General features: G+C 60.9%; 15 protein-coding genes. 8 read left to right on the forward strand and 7 right to left on the reverse strand.

Going from position 1 to position 15,046, the window contains the following annotated elements; translation table 11 throughout:
* The first annotated feature begins 114 nt into the window (after positions 1–114).
* The 5 genes from dapF to ASD36_RS25865 all read left to right on the forward strand — a co-directional run bounded on the left by dapF (position 115) and on the right by ASD36_RS25865 (position 5,433).
* The gene (gene dapF, locus ASD36_RS25845) at positions 115–1,026 is read left to right on the forward strand and encodes a diaminopimelate epimerase (RefSeq protein ID WP_060502679.1); all 912 of its coding nucleotides are present in this window, start codon (positions 115–117) and stop codon (positions 1,024–1,026) included.
* Positions 1,023–2,297, forward strand: a complete 1,275-nt coding sequence (gene mtaB, locus ASD36_RS25850; protein ID WP_060502678.1) for a tRNA (N(6)-L-threonylcarbamoyladenosine(37)-C(2))-methylthiotransferase MtaB — start codon at positions 1,023–1,025, stop codon at positions 2,295–2,297. Before dapF ends, mtaB begins: the two co-directional genes overlap by 4 nt.
* Positions 2,298–2,312: 15 nt before the next feature.
* The gene (gene ftsY / locus ASD36_RS25855) at positions 2,313–4,004 is read left to right on the forward strand and encodes a signal recognition particle-docking protein FtsY (RefSeq protein WP_060502677.1); all 1,692 of its coding nucleotides are present in this window, start codon (positions 2,313–2,315) and stop codon (positions 4,002–4,004) included.
* A gap of 206 nt (positions 4,005–4,210) precedes the next feature.
* Positions 4,211–4,843, forward strand: coding sequence for a septation protein A (locus tag ASD36_RS25860; RefSeq protein WP_060502862.1), 633 nt, complete (start codon positions 4,211–4,213; stop codon positions 4,841–4,843).
* 5 nt (positions 4,844–4,848) lie between these two features.
* Positions 4,849–5,433 (forward strand): DUF2585 domain-containing protein, encoded by a 585-nt coding sequence (locus ASD36_RS25865; RefSeq protein WP_060502863.1) that lies wholly within the window; start codon positions 4,849–4,851, stop codon positions 5,431–5,433.
* Positions 5,434–5,672: 239 nt separating this feature from the next.
* Here ASD36_RS25865 and ASD36_RS25870 read toward each other — a convergent pair whose 3' ends face one another.
* From ASD36_RS25870 to ccmA, 5 genes are all read right to left on the reverse strand, one after another.
* Positions 5,673–6,281, reverse strand: coding sequence for a DsbE family thiol:disulfide interchange protein (locus ASD36_RS25870; RefSeq protein WP_060502676.1), 609 nt, complete (start codon positions 6,279–6,281; stop codon positions 5,673–5,675).
* The gene (ccmD, locus tag ASD36_RS25875; RefSeq protein ID WP_200954924.1) at positions 6,278–6,448 is read right to left on the reverse strand and encodes a heme exporter protein CcmD; all 171 of its coding nucleotides are present in this window, start codon (positions 6,446–6,448) and stop codon (positions 6,278–6,280) included. Before ccmD ends, ASD36_RS25870 begins: the two co-directional genes overlap by 4 nt.
* A 4-nt stretch (positions 6,449–6,452) precedes the next feature.
* Positions 6,453–7,214: a heme ABC transporter permease gene (locus ASD36_RS25880; protein ID WP_037097202.1), complete on the reverse strand. Its 762-nt coding sequence runs from the start codon at positions 7,212–7,214 to the stop codon at positions 6,453–6,455.
* Positions 7,215–7,311: 97 nt separating this feature from the next.
* Positions 7,312–7,971: a heme exporter protein CcmB gene (gene ccmB, locus ASD36_RS25885; RefSeq protein ID WP_060502675.1), complete on the reverse strand. Its 660-nt coding sequence runs from the start codon at positions 7,969–7,971 to the stop codon at positions 7,312–7,314.
* A 229-nt stretch (positions 7,972–8,200) separates the two neighbouring features.
* A complete protein-coding gene (gene ccmA, locus ASD36_RS25890; RefSeq protein ID WP_060502860.1) occupies positions 8,201–8,842 on the reverse strand; it encodes a heme ABC exporter ATP-binding protein CcmA in 642 nt (213 codons plus the stop codon).
* A 269-nt stretch (positions 8,843–9,111) separates the two neighbouring features.
* Between ccmA and acnA the strand changes: the two genes are divergently transcribed.
* The 3 genes from acnA (at position 9,112) to ASD36_RS25905 (ending at position 13,585) form a co-directional block, all read left to right on the forward strand.
* Positions 9,112–11,802, forward strand: coding sequence for an aconitate hydratase AcnA (gene acnA, locus ASD36_RS25895; RefSeq protein WP_060502859.1), 2,691 nt, complete (start codon positions 9,112–9,114; stop codon positions 11,800–11,802).
* 225 nt (positions 11,803–12,027) lie between these two features.
* Positions 12,028–12,786 (forward strand): thioredoxin family protein, encoded by a 759-nt coding sequence (locus ASD36_RS25900; RefSeq protein WP_060502674.1) that lies wholly within the window; start codon positions 12,028–12,030, stop codon positions 12,784–12,786.
* 391 nt (positions 12,787–13,177) lie between these two features.
* Positions 13,178–13,585: a DUF2794 domain-containing protein gene (locus ASD36_RS25905; protein WP_060502673.1), complete on the forward strand. Its 408-nt coding sequence runs from the start codon at positions 13,178–13,180 to the stop codon at positions 13,583–13,585.
* A 1-nt stretch (position 13,586) separates the two neighbouring features.
* Here ASD36_RS25905 and ASD36_RS25910 read toward each other — a convergent pair whose 3' ends face one another.
* On the reverse strand, positions 13,587–14,144 hold the full coding sequence (locus ASD36_RS25910) for a GNAT family N-acetyltransferase (protein WP_060502672.1): 558 nt from the start codon (positions 14,142–14,144) through the stop codon (positions 13,587–13,589).
* Between the two features lie 135 nt (positions 14,145–14,279).
* Positions 14,280–15,023: a Bax inhibitor-1/YccA family protein gene (locus ASD36_RS25915; protein WP_060502671.1), complete on the reverse strand. Its 744-nt coding sequence runs from the start codon at positions 15,021–15,023 to the stop codon at positions 14,280–14,282.
* Positions 15,024–15,046 lie beyond the last annotated feature (23 nt).

Genomic DNA, 15,046 nt, shown 5'->3' on the forward strand with positions numbered 1-15,046 from the left:
CACCCCACCCCGCCGCTTCGCTCTGCTCCCCCCTCAAGCGGCAGATTATCCCCCACTGGTAATTTCTACCCATTTCCGCCATATACAGCGCAACAAACGCAGGAAATGAACGTCATGAACACAACGGTCGAATTCGCAAGGATGAACGGGCTTGGCAACAAGATCCTGGTCGTCGACATGCGCGGCCGCAAGGACAAGGTGACGCCGCAGGCGGCGATTGCGCTCAATGCCAATCCCGACACTCAATTCGACCAGATCATGGCGATCCACGATCCGAAGGCCGAAGGCACCGACGCCTGGATCGACATCCTCAATTCCGACGGTTCGAAGGCGCAGGCCTGCGGCAACGGTACGCGCTGCGTCGTCCAGGCGCTGGCTGCGGAGACGGGCAAGAAGGCCTTCACCTTTCAGACCGTCGCCGGCATCCTGAATGCGCAGGAACATGCCGACGGAACGATCTCGGTCGATATGGGTACGCCGGTGTTCGAATGGGACAAGATTCCGTTGTCGGAAGAATTCTACGATACCAGCCGCATCGAGCTGCAGATCGGCCCGATCGATGACCCGGTCCTGCATTCGCCCTCTGTCATGTCGATGGGCAATCCGCATGCGATCTTCTGGGTCGATCGCGACGTCATGTCCTTCGACCTCGAACGTTTCGGCCCGCTGCTCGAAAACCACCCGATGTTTCCCGAGCGCGCCAATATCACGCTGGCGCAGGTCACTTCGCCCACGTCGCTGACGACCCGCACCTGGGAACGTGGCGCCGGCCTGACGCTGGCCTGCGGTTCCGCTGCCTGTTCCGCCGCCGTCTCGGCTGCCCGCACGGGTCGTACAGGCCGTAATGTCGAGATCAAGGTCGCCAGCGCCACCCCGCCTGGCATCCTCACCATCGAATGGCGCGAGCGCGACGATCACGTCGTCATGACCGGCCCCGCCGAGTGGGAATGGTCGGGCAGCGTCGACCCCACCACCGGCCTCTGGTCGCGTGAGGACGAGCCGCAGACGGGAAGCGCAGCACTTTGAGCGGCGTCGATGTCATAACCTTCGGCTGCCGTCTCAACACCTATGAATCCGAAGTGATGCGAGCAGAAGCCGAGAAGGCAGGGCTGAACAACGCCATTCTCGTCAATACCTGCGCCGTTACCGGCGAGGCCGTGCGTCAGGCCCGCCAGGCGATCCGCCGCGCCCGCCGCGAAAACCCGCATGCCCGCATCATCGTCACCGGCTGTGCGGCCCAAACGGAAAAGCAGGCCTTTGCCGAAATGCCCGAGGTCGATGCCGTGCTTGGCAACGAGGAAAAGCTGAAAAGCGCCTCCTACCGGTCACTGCCCGATTTCGGCGTCTCGGCCGAGGAAAAGCTGCGTGTCAACGACATCATGAGCGTGCGCGAGACAGCGCCGCAGATGGTCAAGCTGATCGAAGGCCATGTGCGCGCCTTCATCCAGGTGCAGAACGGCTGCGATCACCGCTGTACCTTCTGCATTATCCCCTATGGCCGCGGCAACTCCCGTTCGGTTCCGATGGGCGCCGTCGTTGACCAGGCGCGAAAGCTGGCGGACGGCGGCTACCGCGAGATCGTGCTGACCGGCGTCGACGCAACCAGCTATGGCGGCGACCTGCCGGGCGCCCCGACCCTCGGCCTGCTTGCCAAGACGCTTCTGAAGCAGGTGCCGGAGCTCCTGCGCCTGCGGCTTTCCTCGATTGACAGCATCGAGGCCGACAGCCACCTGATGGACCTGATCGCCGACGAGCCACGCTTCATGCCGCATTTGCACCTGTCGCTGCAACATGGCGACGATATGATCCTGAAGCGGATGAAGCGGCGGCATAGCCACATGGATGCGCTCCGCTTCATCGAAGACGTGCGCCGTTTGCGTCCGGAAACGAGCTTTGGCGCCGACATGATCGCCGGCTTCCCCACCGAGACCGAAGAGATGTTTGCCAATGCGATGCGGCTGGCCGAAGAGGCCAATATCGCCCATCTGCATGTGTTTCCCTATTCGCCGCGCGAAGGCACGCCTGCCGCCCGCATGCCGCAGCTCGACCGCGCCTTGGTCAAAGAACGGGCCGCCCGGCTGCGTGCCACTGGACTTCAGCTGCATCAGGCCCATCTTGACAGCATGATCGGAACGCAGCAAAGCCTGCTCGTCGAGAACAATGGCTTGGCACATACGGAAAATTTCACGCTTGCCGCCGTCCCCGGCCTGATGCCGCGCGCTATCGTGCAGGCTGTCATCACCGGCCACAACGGCAAGCATCTCGACATGCAATTGATGGCTGCCAACGCAGCCTGAGTTTACGGAATTCAAATGGCGCTCAGCTTTCTGAAAAAGGTCTTCACCTTCGGCAAGGACAAGCCGTCCGAAGACGAGCCGACTGCGGCGCCGGCAGCCGATGCCGTCATGGACCAGGCGGAATCGACGTTCAGCCCCAATGAGGCCCAGGCGGTCGAAGCCGAGCTTGAGCCCCGCACCGAAGACCTGCCACTGGCCGCCGATCCGGTGCTGCCGGAGGAGATGGATACCGCTGGCGGCCCCTCCGCCGACACCGCCGATGCGCCGGAGTTCAAGACCGCGGACGAAACCTCTGCCGCAGAGGTGGACGATACACCGGCCATTCTGCCTGCTGCCGAAGAGATCGGCGATGTCGGCCTTGTCCCGCTATCGCTCCTGGAAGCGGAAGCCGAAGCGGCTGAGACAGAGGAAACTTCGACACCCCCCTCTGTCCCTTCGGGACATCTCCCCCACAAGGGGGGAGATCAGATTGAGGCTGACGCTCTTTCCGCTCAAGATCGTCTTTCAGATGAAGCGCCGGAGCCAACCCCGGGTCCAATCTCCCCACCTGTGGGGGAGATGTCGGCGCAGCCGACAGAGGAGGGTGAACTCTCCGCGCTCTCGAACGCCGACGACCTTAGCGAAATCACACCGCTTGCAATCTCCGGCCTTGAGGCGGAGATGCGCGAAAAGGCAGAGGAAGGTGACGGCCTCTCCGCAGCATCTGAGCCAGCAGCCGAAATTGCCCTCCCCAAAGGCTTCGCCACCGGCCGCGCGGCCGAACCTGCGCCCGAGGCGCCGAAGCAGAAGCTCACCTGGTTCCAGCGCCTGCGCCAGGGCTTGGCCCGCACATCGTCGCAACTGACCGGACAGATCACCGCCCTCTTCACCAAGCGCAAACTGGATGACGAGACGCTGCAGGATCTGGAAGACCTGTTGATCCAGGCCGATCTCGGCGTCGAGACGGCGCTACGTGTCACCGATACGCTCGCCTCCGAGCGCTACGGCAAGGACGTCAGCGGCGAAGACGTTTCCCGCATCATGGCCGCCGAAATCACCAAGGTTCTGGCGCCCGTCGCCAAGCCGCTGCAGCTCGATCTCAACCATAAACCGCATGTCATTCTCGTCGTCGGCGTCAACGGCACCGGCAAGACCACCACCATCGGCAAGCTGGCGGCAAAGCTCTCCGGTGCCGGGCTGAAGGTCATGCTGGCTGCCGGCGACACTTTCCGGGCGGCCGCCATCGAACAGCTGAAAATTTGGGCCGAGCGTACCAAATCCGATATCGTCTCCTCGAAACTCGGCGCCGATGCCTCAGGGCTGGCTTACGAAGCCTTCGAACAGGCGCGTCTGAAGAAGAGCGACGTATTGATCATCGATACCGCCGGCCGCCTGCAGAACCGCACGGAGCTGATGGCCGAGCTGGAAAAGATCGTCCGCGTGCTCGGCAAGCTCGATCCCGATGCGCCGCACACGGTGTTGCAGACGCTCGATGCCACGACCGGCCAGAATGCGCTCAATCAGGTCGAAATCTTCCGCAACGTTGCCGGTGTCAACGGCCTGATCATGACCAAGCTCGATGGCACGGCGCGCGGCGGCATCCTCGTTGCCATTTCCGCCAAGCACAAGCTGCCGGTCTATTTCATCGGCGTTGGCGAAGGCGTGGACGATCTGGAACCGTTCGAGGCCAAGGATTTTGCCGAGGCCATCGCCGGAATTCCCCATTGACCCGGTTTTGCCTTTTTGCTGATGTTATTGAGATTAACCTCGGCCCGGTCATCCTCGGGCTTGACCCGAGGATCCAGGCAGAGGGCTGAGATGCCGACGAACATACGTCGCACTGCGGATGGATTCTCGGGTCAAGCCCGAGGATGACGACGAGAAAGACGGCCCTCACACCGGGCATGCACCACAATCGCTTTAAGGACGTTCCTATGTCATCGATCGAGGCGGTCAAGCCGCGCAAGGAAATCAGCCCGCTTCTGAAAATGGTGCTGGAGCTTGGGCCACTGGTGGTCTTCTTCTTCGCCAATTCACGCGGCGAATGGCTGGCACGCGAGTTTCCGGCGCTGACCGAACTGGGTGGCCCGATCTTCATCGCCACAGGCCTGTTCATGGCCGCGACCGCGATCGCGCTGACCGCCTCCTGGATCCTCACGCGCACGCTGCCGATGATGCCGCTGATTTCCGGCATTGTCGTCTTCATCATGGGCGCATTCACCCTCTGGCTACAGAACGACACGTTCATCAAGATCAAGCCGACAATCATCAATTCGCTGTTCGGCGTCATCCTGCTCGGCGGCCTGCTGTTCGGAAAATCGCTGCTTGGTTATGTCTTCCACAGTGCCTTCAAGCTTGACGAGGAAGGCTGGCGCAAGCTCACCATCCGCTGGGGCATCTTCTTCCTGGTCCTGGCCGTGCTGAATGAAGTCGTCTGGCGTAATTTCTCGACCGATTTCTGGGTCGCCTTCAAGGTCTGGGGCACGATGCCGATCACCGTGCTGTTCACCCTGTCGCAGATGCCGATCATCATGAAGCATTCGCTGGATCAGGATACGCCGAAGTGACCACCCTGGTACCGGCCGAAAACCGTTCGCCGCGTGCCGCCACCTTCTGGCTTGCCGCCTGCGCCGCTGTTCTCATCGCGCAAATCGTCATCGAATACTGGATGGGCCGCACGCCGATCTGTACCTGCGGCTACATCAAGCTGTTCGAGCCCACCGCCAATGGCCCCGGCAATTCGCAGCATCTGGCCGATTGGTACACCCCGTCGCACATCATCCACGGTTTCCTGTTCTATGGGCTGGCGCATCTGATCCTGCGCGGCAAGCCCCTCGCAGCCAAGCTGCTTCTGGCGCTGGTGATCGAATCCGGCTGGGAAATCCTTGAAAACTCCCCGATCATCATCGACCGCTACCGCACCGCCACCATCTCGCTCGATTATTACGGTGACAGCATCCTGAACTCGGCGATGGACACGGTGTTCATGGCGCTGGGCTTCTTCTTCGCCCGCCGCGCACCGGTCGCCGTCACGGTCGCCATCGCCATCGTCTTCGAGATTTTCACCGGCTGGCTGATCCGCGATAATCTGGCGCTCAACGTCCTCATGCTGGTCTATCCGCTGGACGCGGTGAAGGCGTGGCAGGGGGCGATTTGACGGGGTCGCCGGGACTGAAGGGAAATATTTCCCCGCACCCACTGCAGTTGAACCTTTGGATTGCGTGAGCGCGTCACGATCTCCCTCTTCTCCCCCGTGGGGAGAAGTGCCGAACGCAGTGAGGCGATGAGGGGGCGGGGGTTAGCTGGAGCCATACGACGAAGGTGCCTTCGGCCCCCCTCATCCGGCCCTGCGGGCCACCTTCTCCCCGCCGGGGAGAAGACAACCGAGCCGCAACCCTACTTCCCGGCCACAGCCTTTTCGATCGCGGGATAAAGACCTTCCTTCAGGCTGCGGTCGTCAAACGGCCCGACACGCTTATAGACGATCGTTCCCGAAGCATCGACGAGATAGGATTCCGGGATGCCGTAGACGCCCCAGTCGATGGCCGCCTTGCCGCGCGGATCGACACCGACCGCAGCGAAGGGATTGCCGAGTTCGCCGAGGAACCGCAGCGCATTCTCGGTCTGGTCCTTGTAGTTGATGCCGACCACCGTCAGCCGCGGATCCTTGGCAAGTTCCAGGATGATCGGATTTTCCTCTCGGCAGGGCACGCACCAGGATGCCCAAACATTGACCAGGGTCAGCTTGCCCTTGATGGCTGCATCAGTCAGCGGCGGCATCGCGGCACCCTTGAATGTCGCCCCTTCAAGCGGCGGCATATCCAGAGCCGGCGCCTTGGTGCCAATCAGCGCCGATGGAATTTCACTGATGTCGCGGCCGGACCCGAGCTGGCTCCAGAAAATCGCCGCAAGTCCGGCAAAGATCAGCAGCGGCAGCAGCGCGAGGATGGTGCGTATCTTGGCCGGCCGGTTGGCGTCGGGCGTGGTCGGGGTCTCAAGACTCATGATGCCTCTCCGGCTTGCGCCGAGCGGCGGCGGATACCGGCTGATTCCAGCGCCTGCAATTCGCGGCGTCGGGCGCGTCCGTCGGTCCAGACCCAAAGGACCAGCGCAAGCACGGTTACAGTGGCAATGCCATAACTGGCAAGAACATAGGCAGTGTGGGTCATCATCGGCTCAAGCCTCCCGGCCAGCGCTGCGAGCCGCCTGGCGGCGCATCGAGGTCACCCGGCGGCGCCAGATCTCGTTGCGCATCGCGGCGATATGCAGGGTGAAGAACAGCATGGTGAAGGCAACCGCCATCACCAGAAGCGGCCGCAGGAATTCCGGATCGATGGCAGAACCGCCGAGCCTCAGCACACTTGCAGGCTGGTGCAGCGTGTTCCACCATTCGACCGAAAACTTGATGATCGGGATATTGACGAAGCCGACGAGGATCAGCACGGCCGAGACCTTGGCCGCCTTGCCGGGTTCATCCATGGCGCGATTGAGCGCCATCAGCCCGAGATACATTAGAAACAGCACGAAGACCGACGTCAGCCGCGCATCCCAGACCCACCAGGTGCCCCACATCGGCTTGCCCCAGAGCGAGCCGGTCACCAGCGCCAGAAAGGTAAAGGACGCACCGATCGGCGCGGCGGCCCGGGCCGCAACATCGGCCAACGGATGACGCCAGACCAGCGTGCCGAGCGCCGAAAGCGCCATCACCGAGTAGCACATCATCGACAGCCAGGCAGCCGGCACATGCACATACATGATGCGCACCGTCTCGCCCTGCTGGTAGTCACCTTCGGTGGTAAAAGACAGATACAGCCCAACGGCAAACAAAAGCACCGTCAATCCGGCAAACCACGGCAGGACACGCGCCGCCAAGGCCAGAAACCGGGTGGGATTGGCAAGATCGCTGAATTTTCGAATGGCCAGACTGTTTTCGCTCATGATGGTTCTTTAACGCGCAATGCGCTTCTCTTCAATGAAGGGACAGCAATCACATTTGCGTCAGAGCGTCACGCGTTCAAAGGACGCGTGACGCTTGTCAATCCGACGCAGACCGGAGCGCCAGGGCCGCTGCCAACGGGCCGATGACCGCAAAGAACAGCGTGATGGCGATCAGGATCAAAAGCGGCGGCAGGAAGGGAGCCGGATCCTGGACGGCGGCATAGGCCGCACTGACGCCAAAGATCAACACCGGGATCGCCAGCGGCAGGACGAGGATCGAGACCAGCAGCCCGCCGCGTGGCAGGGTGACGGCAACGGCAGCGCCGGTCGCGCCGATAAAGGTGATGGCGGGCGTGCCGACCAGCAGCGTCAGCATCGTTGCGCCGATGGCAACTTCGTTCATGTTCATGAACAGCCCGAGCAATGGCGCGGCAATCACCAGCGGCAGGCCGGTCGCCGTCCAGTGCGCCAAGCATTTCACCAGCACCGTCAGCACCAACGGCGTCTCCTGCATCAGCATCAGATCCAGAGACCCGTCCTCACGCTCGGCCTGGAAGAGCCGGTCAAGACCGAGAAGAGATGCAAGCAGCGCACCGATCCACAGGATCGCCGGGCCGATGCGCGACAGAAGATTGAGATCAGGGCCGACGGCGAAGGGCACCACGGCAACAACGGTCATGAAGAACAAGACACCGATCAGCGCGCCGCCGCCGGCGCGCATGGAAAGTTTCAGGTCGCGCAGGAAGAGGGAGATCATACGGGTCCCCCCGGAATGCTTGGCCAAGCTCCCCTCATCCGGCCCTTCGGGCCCCCTTCTCCCCGTTGGGGAGAAGGGGGTGTTTGCGGCGAATGCACATGAAAAACTCTGGTATCGATAGCTGGCTGGGATGGACGCAGCCGCAGCGCGCTCCACCTTCTCCCCAGCGGGGAGAAGGTGGCCCGAAGGGCCGGATGAGGGGGAGCCTCAACGCAAAAAGTCAACAGCATCAGGACTCTGCCCCCTCACACACACCAGTAAACCCCGTCATCCGCAGTTCCCTTGCAGCCACTCCCAGCGGCTGATGCGTCGCCGCAATTACGATGCCGCCCGCACCGAGATGCCGCTCCACCAATCCGGCAAACAGCCGGTCCGCCGCCGCATCGAGTGCCGCCGTCGGCTCGTCGAGAATCCAAACGGGGCGATAGGCGACCAGCAGCTTAGCCATGGCCATGCGCCGTTGCTGCCCGGCCGAGAGATAACCGAAGGGCAGATGTGAGATTCCGCCAAGGCCGAGGGCTTCGGTCGCCTCTTCGAGGCCGATACCGGAACCGCCCACCGAATCACCCATGAAGGATTTCCAGAAAGAGAGATTTTCTTCAACGGTGAGCTCGCGTTTCATCGCATTGCGATGCCCAAGATAATGGCAGAGCTCGCGCGGATGGCTGATATCGGCAGTTGTATCGTCGAGCCGGACAACGCCGGATTCGGGCACCAGAAGACCCGCCAGGACGCGCAGCAAAGTCGACTTGCCCGATCCGTTCGGACCGGTGACAATCAAGGCTTCTCCGGCTGCAACAATGAACGAAATATCGTGGAAAATCAGATCCTCACCACGTTTCGCACTGAGGCCTTCGACACGCAGGCGGATCGGCATTCACATTCCTTTTACGACGTTCGTCGCAGCGCAAAAAAATTGTCTCAAATTGAGGACGGATGGTCTGGCACGTTCCGGAGAAATTATCTATAACCGCCCCAACACGCCAGCGGTCGGCGTGAATTTCATCCTAGCGCCGAACTTGGAATGATTTCCACGTACGGACAGCGGAAATGGCCGTACCCGCATCCCATATCGCGCTTTAAATGCGTTCGGGCGTTCGTGCGTCACGTTTTGGCGATCTAACGGAACGGGGTATTCCAGTGTCCAAATCCCTAGACAGTTTCAATTGTCGGTCGACGCTCTCGGTCAATGGCGTAGACTATGTCTATTACAGCCTGCCGAAGGCAGAGGCGAACGGCCTCGCCGGCGTTTCAAAGCTCCCCTACTCGATGAAGGTTCTGCTTGAGAACCTGCTTCGCTTCGAAGACGGCCGCTCGGTCACCAAGGAGAACATCCTGGCCGTTGCCGAATGGCTGAACAACAAGGGCCGCGAAGAAAACGAAATCGCCTACCGCCCGGCCCGGGTGCTGATGCAGGACTTCACCGGCGTTCCCGCCGTCGTTGACCTCGCCGCAATGCGCGACGCCATGGTTTCGCTCGGTGGCGACCCGGAAAAGATCAACCCGCTGGTTCCTGTCGACCTCGTCATCGACCATTCGGTCATCGTCGACGAATTCGGCACGCCGACGGCTTTTGCCCGCAACGTCGAACTCGAATACGAGCGCAACGGCGAACGCTACCGCTTCCTGAAGTGGGGCCAGCAGGCGTTCAAGAATTTCCGCGTCGTTCCTCCGGGCACCGGCATCTGTCACCAGGTAAACCTTGAATATCTCGGCCAGACGGTCTGGACCAAGGAAGAAGACGGCGAAATCACCGCCTATCCGGACACCTGCGTCGGCACCGACAGCCACACGACCATGATCAATGGTCTCGGCGTCCTCGGCTGGGGTGTTGGCGGCATCGAAGCAGAAGCTGCCATGCTCGGCCAGCCCGTCTCGATGCTCCTGCCTGAAGTCATCGGCTTCAAGCTCACCGGCAAGCTGAAGGAAGGCGTCACCGCCACCGACCTCGTGCTGATGGTCGTGCAGATGCTGCGCAAGAAGGGCGTCGTTTCGAAGTTCGTCGAATTCTTCGGTTCCGGCCTCGACAACATGACGCTGGCCGACCGTGCGACGATCGGCAACATGGGCCCGGAATACGGCGCGACCTGCGGCTTCTTCCCGGTCGATTCCGAGACCATCAACTACCTCACCATGTCCGGTCGCGAAGAACAGCGCATCGCGCTGGTCGAAGCCTATTCCAAGGCGCAGGGCATGTGGCGCGACAATGACGGTGCAGACCTCGTCTTCACCGATACGCTGGAACTCGACCTCGGCCAGGTCGTGCCTGCCATGGCAGGCCCGAAGCGTCCGGAAGGCCGCATCCCGCTCGAAAATATCGCTTCCGGTTTCGCCACATCGCTCGAAGGCGAATACAAGAAGCCGGGCCAGCTCGACATGCGCTATGCTGTCGAAGGCGCGGATTACGACATCGGTCACGGCGACGTGGCGATTGCCGCCATCACGTCCTGCACCAACACGTCCAACCCCTCGGTTCTGATCGCTGCCGGCCTTCTCGCCCGCAACGCCGTTGCCAAGGGCCTGAAGACCGCACCGTGGGTCAAGACATCGCTTGCACCTGGATCACAGGTCGTCGGCGAATATCTCGCCAAGTCCGGCCTGCAGGATTCGCTCGACGCACTCGGCTTCAACCTCGTCGGCTTCGGCTGCACGACCTGCATCGGCAATTCCGGCCCGCTGCCCGGCCCGATCTCGAAGACGATCAACGAGAAGGGCCTGATCATGTCCGGCGTTCTCTCGGGCAACCGTAACTTCGAAGGCCGTATCTCGCCGGACGTTCAGGCGAACTACCTCGCTTCGCCGCCGCTGGTCGTCGCCTACGCACTCGCCGGCACGGTCCAGAAGGACCTGACCACTGAGCCGCTCGGCATCGGCAGCGACGGACAGCCGGTCTTCCTCAAGGACGTCTGGCCGACCTCGCAGGAAATCCAGGAATTCATCCTGAAATACGTTACCCGCGCACTCTACGCATCGAAATATGCCGACGTGTTCAAGGGCGACGTCAACTGGCAGGCGGTTCAGGTACCGGCCGGCCAGACCTATGCCTGGGATGACAACTCGACCTACGTCCAGAACCCGCCTTACTTCGTCGGCATGGGCAAGACCGGTTCGGGCATCTCCGACATCAAGGGCGCCCGCGTGCTTGGCCTGTTCGGCGACAAGATCACCACCGACCACATCTCGCCGGCTGGCTCGATCAAGGCAGCCTCTCCTGCCGGTGCCTACCTCATTGGCCATGGTGTCGGCGTTGCCGATTTCAACCAGTACGGTACGCGCCGCGGCAACCATGAAGTGATGATGCGCGGCACCTTTGCCAATATCCGCATCCGCAACCACATGATGGGCCCGAACGGCAAGGAAGGCGGCTACACGATCCACTATCCTTCGAAGGAAGAGATGTCGATCTACGACGCTGCCATGCAGTACAAGGCAGAAGGCGTTCCGCTGGTCATCTTCGCCGGTGTCGAATATGGCAACGGTTCGTCGCGTGACTGGGCTGCCAAGGGCACCAACCTGCTTGGCGTCAAGGCGGTCATCGCCCAGTCGTTCGAGCGTATCCACCGCTCCAACCTCGTCGGCATGGGCATCGTGCCCTTCGTCTTCGAGGAAGGCACGACCTGGGAATCGCTCGGCCTGAAGGGTGACGAGAGCGTCACTATCGACGGCCTGGCAAACGTCCAGCCGCGTGAAAAGCGCATTGCCAAGATCACCTATGCCGACGGCTCGGTGAAGCACGTACCGCTGATCTGCCGCATCGATACGCTCGATGAGGTCACCTACATGAACAATGGCGGCATCCTGCAGACGGTTCTGCGCGATCTCGCCGCCTGATGCATCGCTGATGCTCGAATGAACGAAGCCGGGGCTTTCACGAGCCCCGGTTTTTTTGTGATCGCCGGTACCGTTCGCCTCACTCCAACGTGATTTTCCGTTGACGGAGGACCGGAGTATGAAGGGTGCCGACAGAGACTGTACGCCTGTACAACACCACTGAAATTCTGCTGCCTGAAATGCCAACATCCTTGAAATGCCCAACATCCTGAAATGGAAGTCTGAATGTCTGGATCAAGCACCGTTCGCCACATCACGCTCGCCCTTGGCCTTGGCCTAATGGCGATGCCGGCTGTGGCTGAAGATGCAGTGAAACCGGCAGGCGTGGTAGAACTGTTCACCAGCCAGGGCTGCTCCTCGTGCCCGCCAGCGGATGCAGCGTTGAAGACGCTGATCGACGACGGCAAGGTCGTTGCGCTCTCCTATCACGTCGACTACTGGAACTATCTCGGCTGGGCCGACACTTTGGCCTCGAAGGACAACACTGCCCGGCAATATGCCTATGCGAAGATGTTCGGCCGCAGCGGTGTCTACACGCCTCAAGCAGTGCTCAACGGCCGCGACCATATCAACGGCGCCGATATCGACGGGATCAACAGCCGCCTCTCCGCGATGAATTCGGCGGGACAGGGCCTCGCCGTACCGGTCGCCGCCAATGTCAGCAAGGATGAGATCGATATCAAGATCGGGGCAGGCACCGGCAAGGCCAATGTCGTCGTCGTTTATTTCAACCGGCAGCAACTTGTCGATGTGAAGAAGGGCGAAAACAGCGGCAAAAAGATTTCCTACTGGCACTCCGTCCGCGATGTCCAGACGATCGGCATGTGGGATGGCAAGCCTGCCAATTTCGTTCTGCCGGCTTCCATCCTCAACGAGGGTGAAAACGGCGGCTGTGCCGTGCTTCTGCAAAAGATGAAAGACAGTGAGACACCTGGCGCCATCGTCGGCGCTGTGACTGTCATGGCGGATAAAGCCGCCAATTGACACATAGTCTGGTTCGGCCCGGCAGCATCGAGGGGCTGGGGCTGAGGGTTCGAAGATGCCGGACCGAACCGGCCACGTTTCGCAGGTGCAAGCAGCACCCGATCGACATGGCATCAGGAGCAACCGCGCCCGATGGACGCTTTGGCTAGCCACTCCATTGCTGCACCCGTTTGCGGCAGAAAAACCACAAACAGACATGCAGGCCGGTCACTCGGAAGGACTCCCTTGTGCCAGCGAGCGCGAGTGTCCTTGCCAATTGGGGCGCCGGTTTGTTTGAAATGCGGCAGGCGAAAAAAAGTCTTGGCCGACCGCTTCCGGCTTTGCGGCTTGCATTTCAGCCCCGGTCAGGCAAACTGTTATCGTCCTGTCACAATAAAAGGCCGGAGTACCGATGACTGATCAGCCGGATTTGCCGCAAGGCGAGACCCGTTCCGAAAGGCAGAAATCGTCCGATGTGGTTGTTAATCTGCACGAATACCGCAGCAGCAATCAGGACCAGCTTCCCATCACCTTCCACCGCCGCGAGCTTGATATGATCCTCAGGGTCTATGGCCGCATGGTCGGGGACGGAGAGTGGCGCGACTATGCCATGGACCACTTGCGCGACAAGGCGGTCTTCTCGGTTTTCAAGCGGTCTGGTGAAATGCCGCTGTTCCGGATCGAAAAGAATCCGAAATTGTCATCCAAGCAAGGCGCCTTCAGCGTCGTCAATACGCATGGCATGATCCTCAAGCGCGGTCACGACCTGCAGCAGGTCCTCAAAGTCTTCGACAAGATGCTGAAGCTCATCAAGACCTGAGTTAGGCTTGGTAGAGCGTGTCGGGGTAGATGCCCGGCTCCGGATCGGTCGTCAGCCCTTCGCCGAGTGGCAATTGCATGATGATGGTATCGAGCCAGCGGCCATGCTTGAAACCCGTGCCCTTCATCAATCCGCCATGCTCGAAACCAGCGGCGCGATGGACCGCGACGGAAGCTGGATGGGCACCGCCGATGACGGCGACCATCTGGCGGAATCCGAGTTGCGTACAGCGCCGGATCAATTCAGCCAGCAGCGCCTTGCCGACACCCTGGCCGCGGGCCTCGGGCGCCAGATAGATCGAATCCTCGACCATGAACCGATAGGCGGTGCGCGTGCGGAACGCTGACGCATAAGCATAGCCGAGGAGCACGCCCTGCGCATCGACAGCGGCGATATAAGGATAGCCGTTGCCGGTAATCGCAGAAAACCGCGACGCCATTTCCGGCTCGCCCGGTGGCGTCATCTCATAAGAGGCCACGCCGTTCAGAACCGAGTCCTGATAGATCGCGGTAATCGCGGCGATGTCTGAAAGGGTGGCGTCACGAAGCGTGAAGGGCATGGGCGGACCTGACTGAGAAAGGGCATTCTCCTCTGCCATATCGTATTCGTGCGTTCAAGCGAGTGCCCGCCATCGTTTTCCGGACAACAAAAAAGGCGGCCGAAGCCGCCTTTTCAGATGTATTCCAGTTCCAAGTTATTCCTTGTTTCCGAGGAAACGCAGCATGAACAGGAACAGGTTGATGAAGTCGAGATACAGCGTCAGCGCGCCCATGATGGCCTTGCGACCGGTGGCTTCGGCACCTTCTTCTTCGAAGTACATTTCCTTGATCTTCTGGGTATCGTAAGCCGTAAGGCCTGCGAAGATCAGAACACCGATAGCCGAGATCGCAAAATCAAGCGCCGACGAGGCGAGGAAGATATTGACGATCGAAGCGATGATCAGGCCGAAAAGGCCCATCATCAGGAACGAACCCATGCCGGACAGGCTACGCTTGGTGGTGTAGCCGTAGAGCGACAGGGCACCGAACGAAGCAGCCGTGACGAAGAACGTCTGGGTGATGCTCTGGCCGGTATAGATCATGAAGATCGACGACAGCGAGAGACCCATCAGACCGGCATAGACCCAGAAGGTCGTCTGCGCAGCGGATACGCTCATCGAGTTGATGCGGAAGCTCATGTAGAACACCAGAGCCAGCGGTGCGAGCATGATGACCCACTTCAGCGGGCTCACATAGATCGCCTGACCGAAGGCCGTCAGCTGTCCGTCCGCGAAAGCGAACTGAAATGCAGCATAGGCGGCGATACCGGTGATCGCCAGACCGAGGGCCATCAGGTTGTACACCTTGAGCATATAGGTGCGCAGACCTTCGTCGATTACGGCCCCCGCCTGTGCGCCGGCAGGCGACATTCGGGTTTGGTAGTTTCTAAGATCAGCCATTGTTTCCTCTTTAAAAGCCCCGG

The sequence above is a fragment of the Rhizobium sp. Root1334 genome (genome assembly GCF_001426665.1).
Classification (GTDB): Bacteria; Pseudomonadota; Alphaproteobacteria; order Rhizobiales; family Rhizobiaceae; genus Pararhizobium.

Coding starts and splice junctions, on each gene's coding strand:
- ASD36_RS25900 (WP_060502674.1), top strand. CDS start 12,028: ATGTCTGGATCAAGCACCGTTCGCCACATCACGCTCGCCCTTGGCCTT.
- ASD36_RS25880 (WP_037097202.1), bottom strand. CDS start 7,214: ATGAGCGAAAACAGTCTGGCCATTCGAAAATTCAGCGATCTTGCCAAT.
- ccmB (WP_060502675.1), bottom strand. CDS start 7,971: ATGATCTCCCTCTTCCTGCGCGACCTGAAACTTTCCATGCGCGCCGGC.
- ASD36_RS25860 (WP_060502862.1), top strand. CDS start 4,211: ATGTCATCGATCGAGGCGGTCAAGCCGCGCAAGGAAATCAGCCCGCTT.
- ccmD (WP_200954924.1), bottom strand. CDS start 6,448: ATGATGACCCACACTGCCTATGTTCTTGCCAGTTATGGCATTGCCACT.
- ftsY (WP_060502677.1), top strand. CDS start 2,313: ATGGCGCTCAGCTTTCTGAAAAAGGTCTTCACCTTCGGCAAGGACAAG.
- ASD36_RS25905 (WP_060502673.1), top strand. CDS start 13,178: ATGACTGATCAGCCGGATTTGCCGCAAGGCGAGACCCGTTCCGAAAGG.
- ASD36_RS25915 (WP_060502671.1), bottom strand. CDS start 15,023: ATGGCTGATCTTAGAAACTACCAAACCCGAATGTCGCCTGCCGGCGCA.
- ASD36_RS25870 (WP_060502676.1), bottom strand. CDS start 6,281: ATGAGTCTTGAGACCCCGACCACGCCCGACGCCAACCGGCCGGCCAAG.
- ASD36_RS25910 (WP_060502672.1), bottom strand. CDS start 14,144: ATGCCCTTCACGCTTCGTGACGCCACCCTTTCAGACATCGCCGCGATT.
- dapF (WP_060502679.1), top strand. CDS start 115: ATGAACACAACGGTCGAATTCGCAAGGATGAACGGGCTTGGCAACAAG.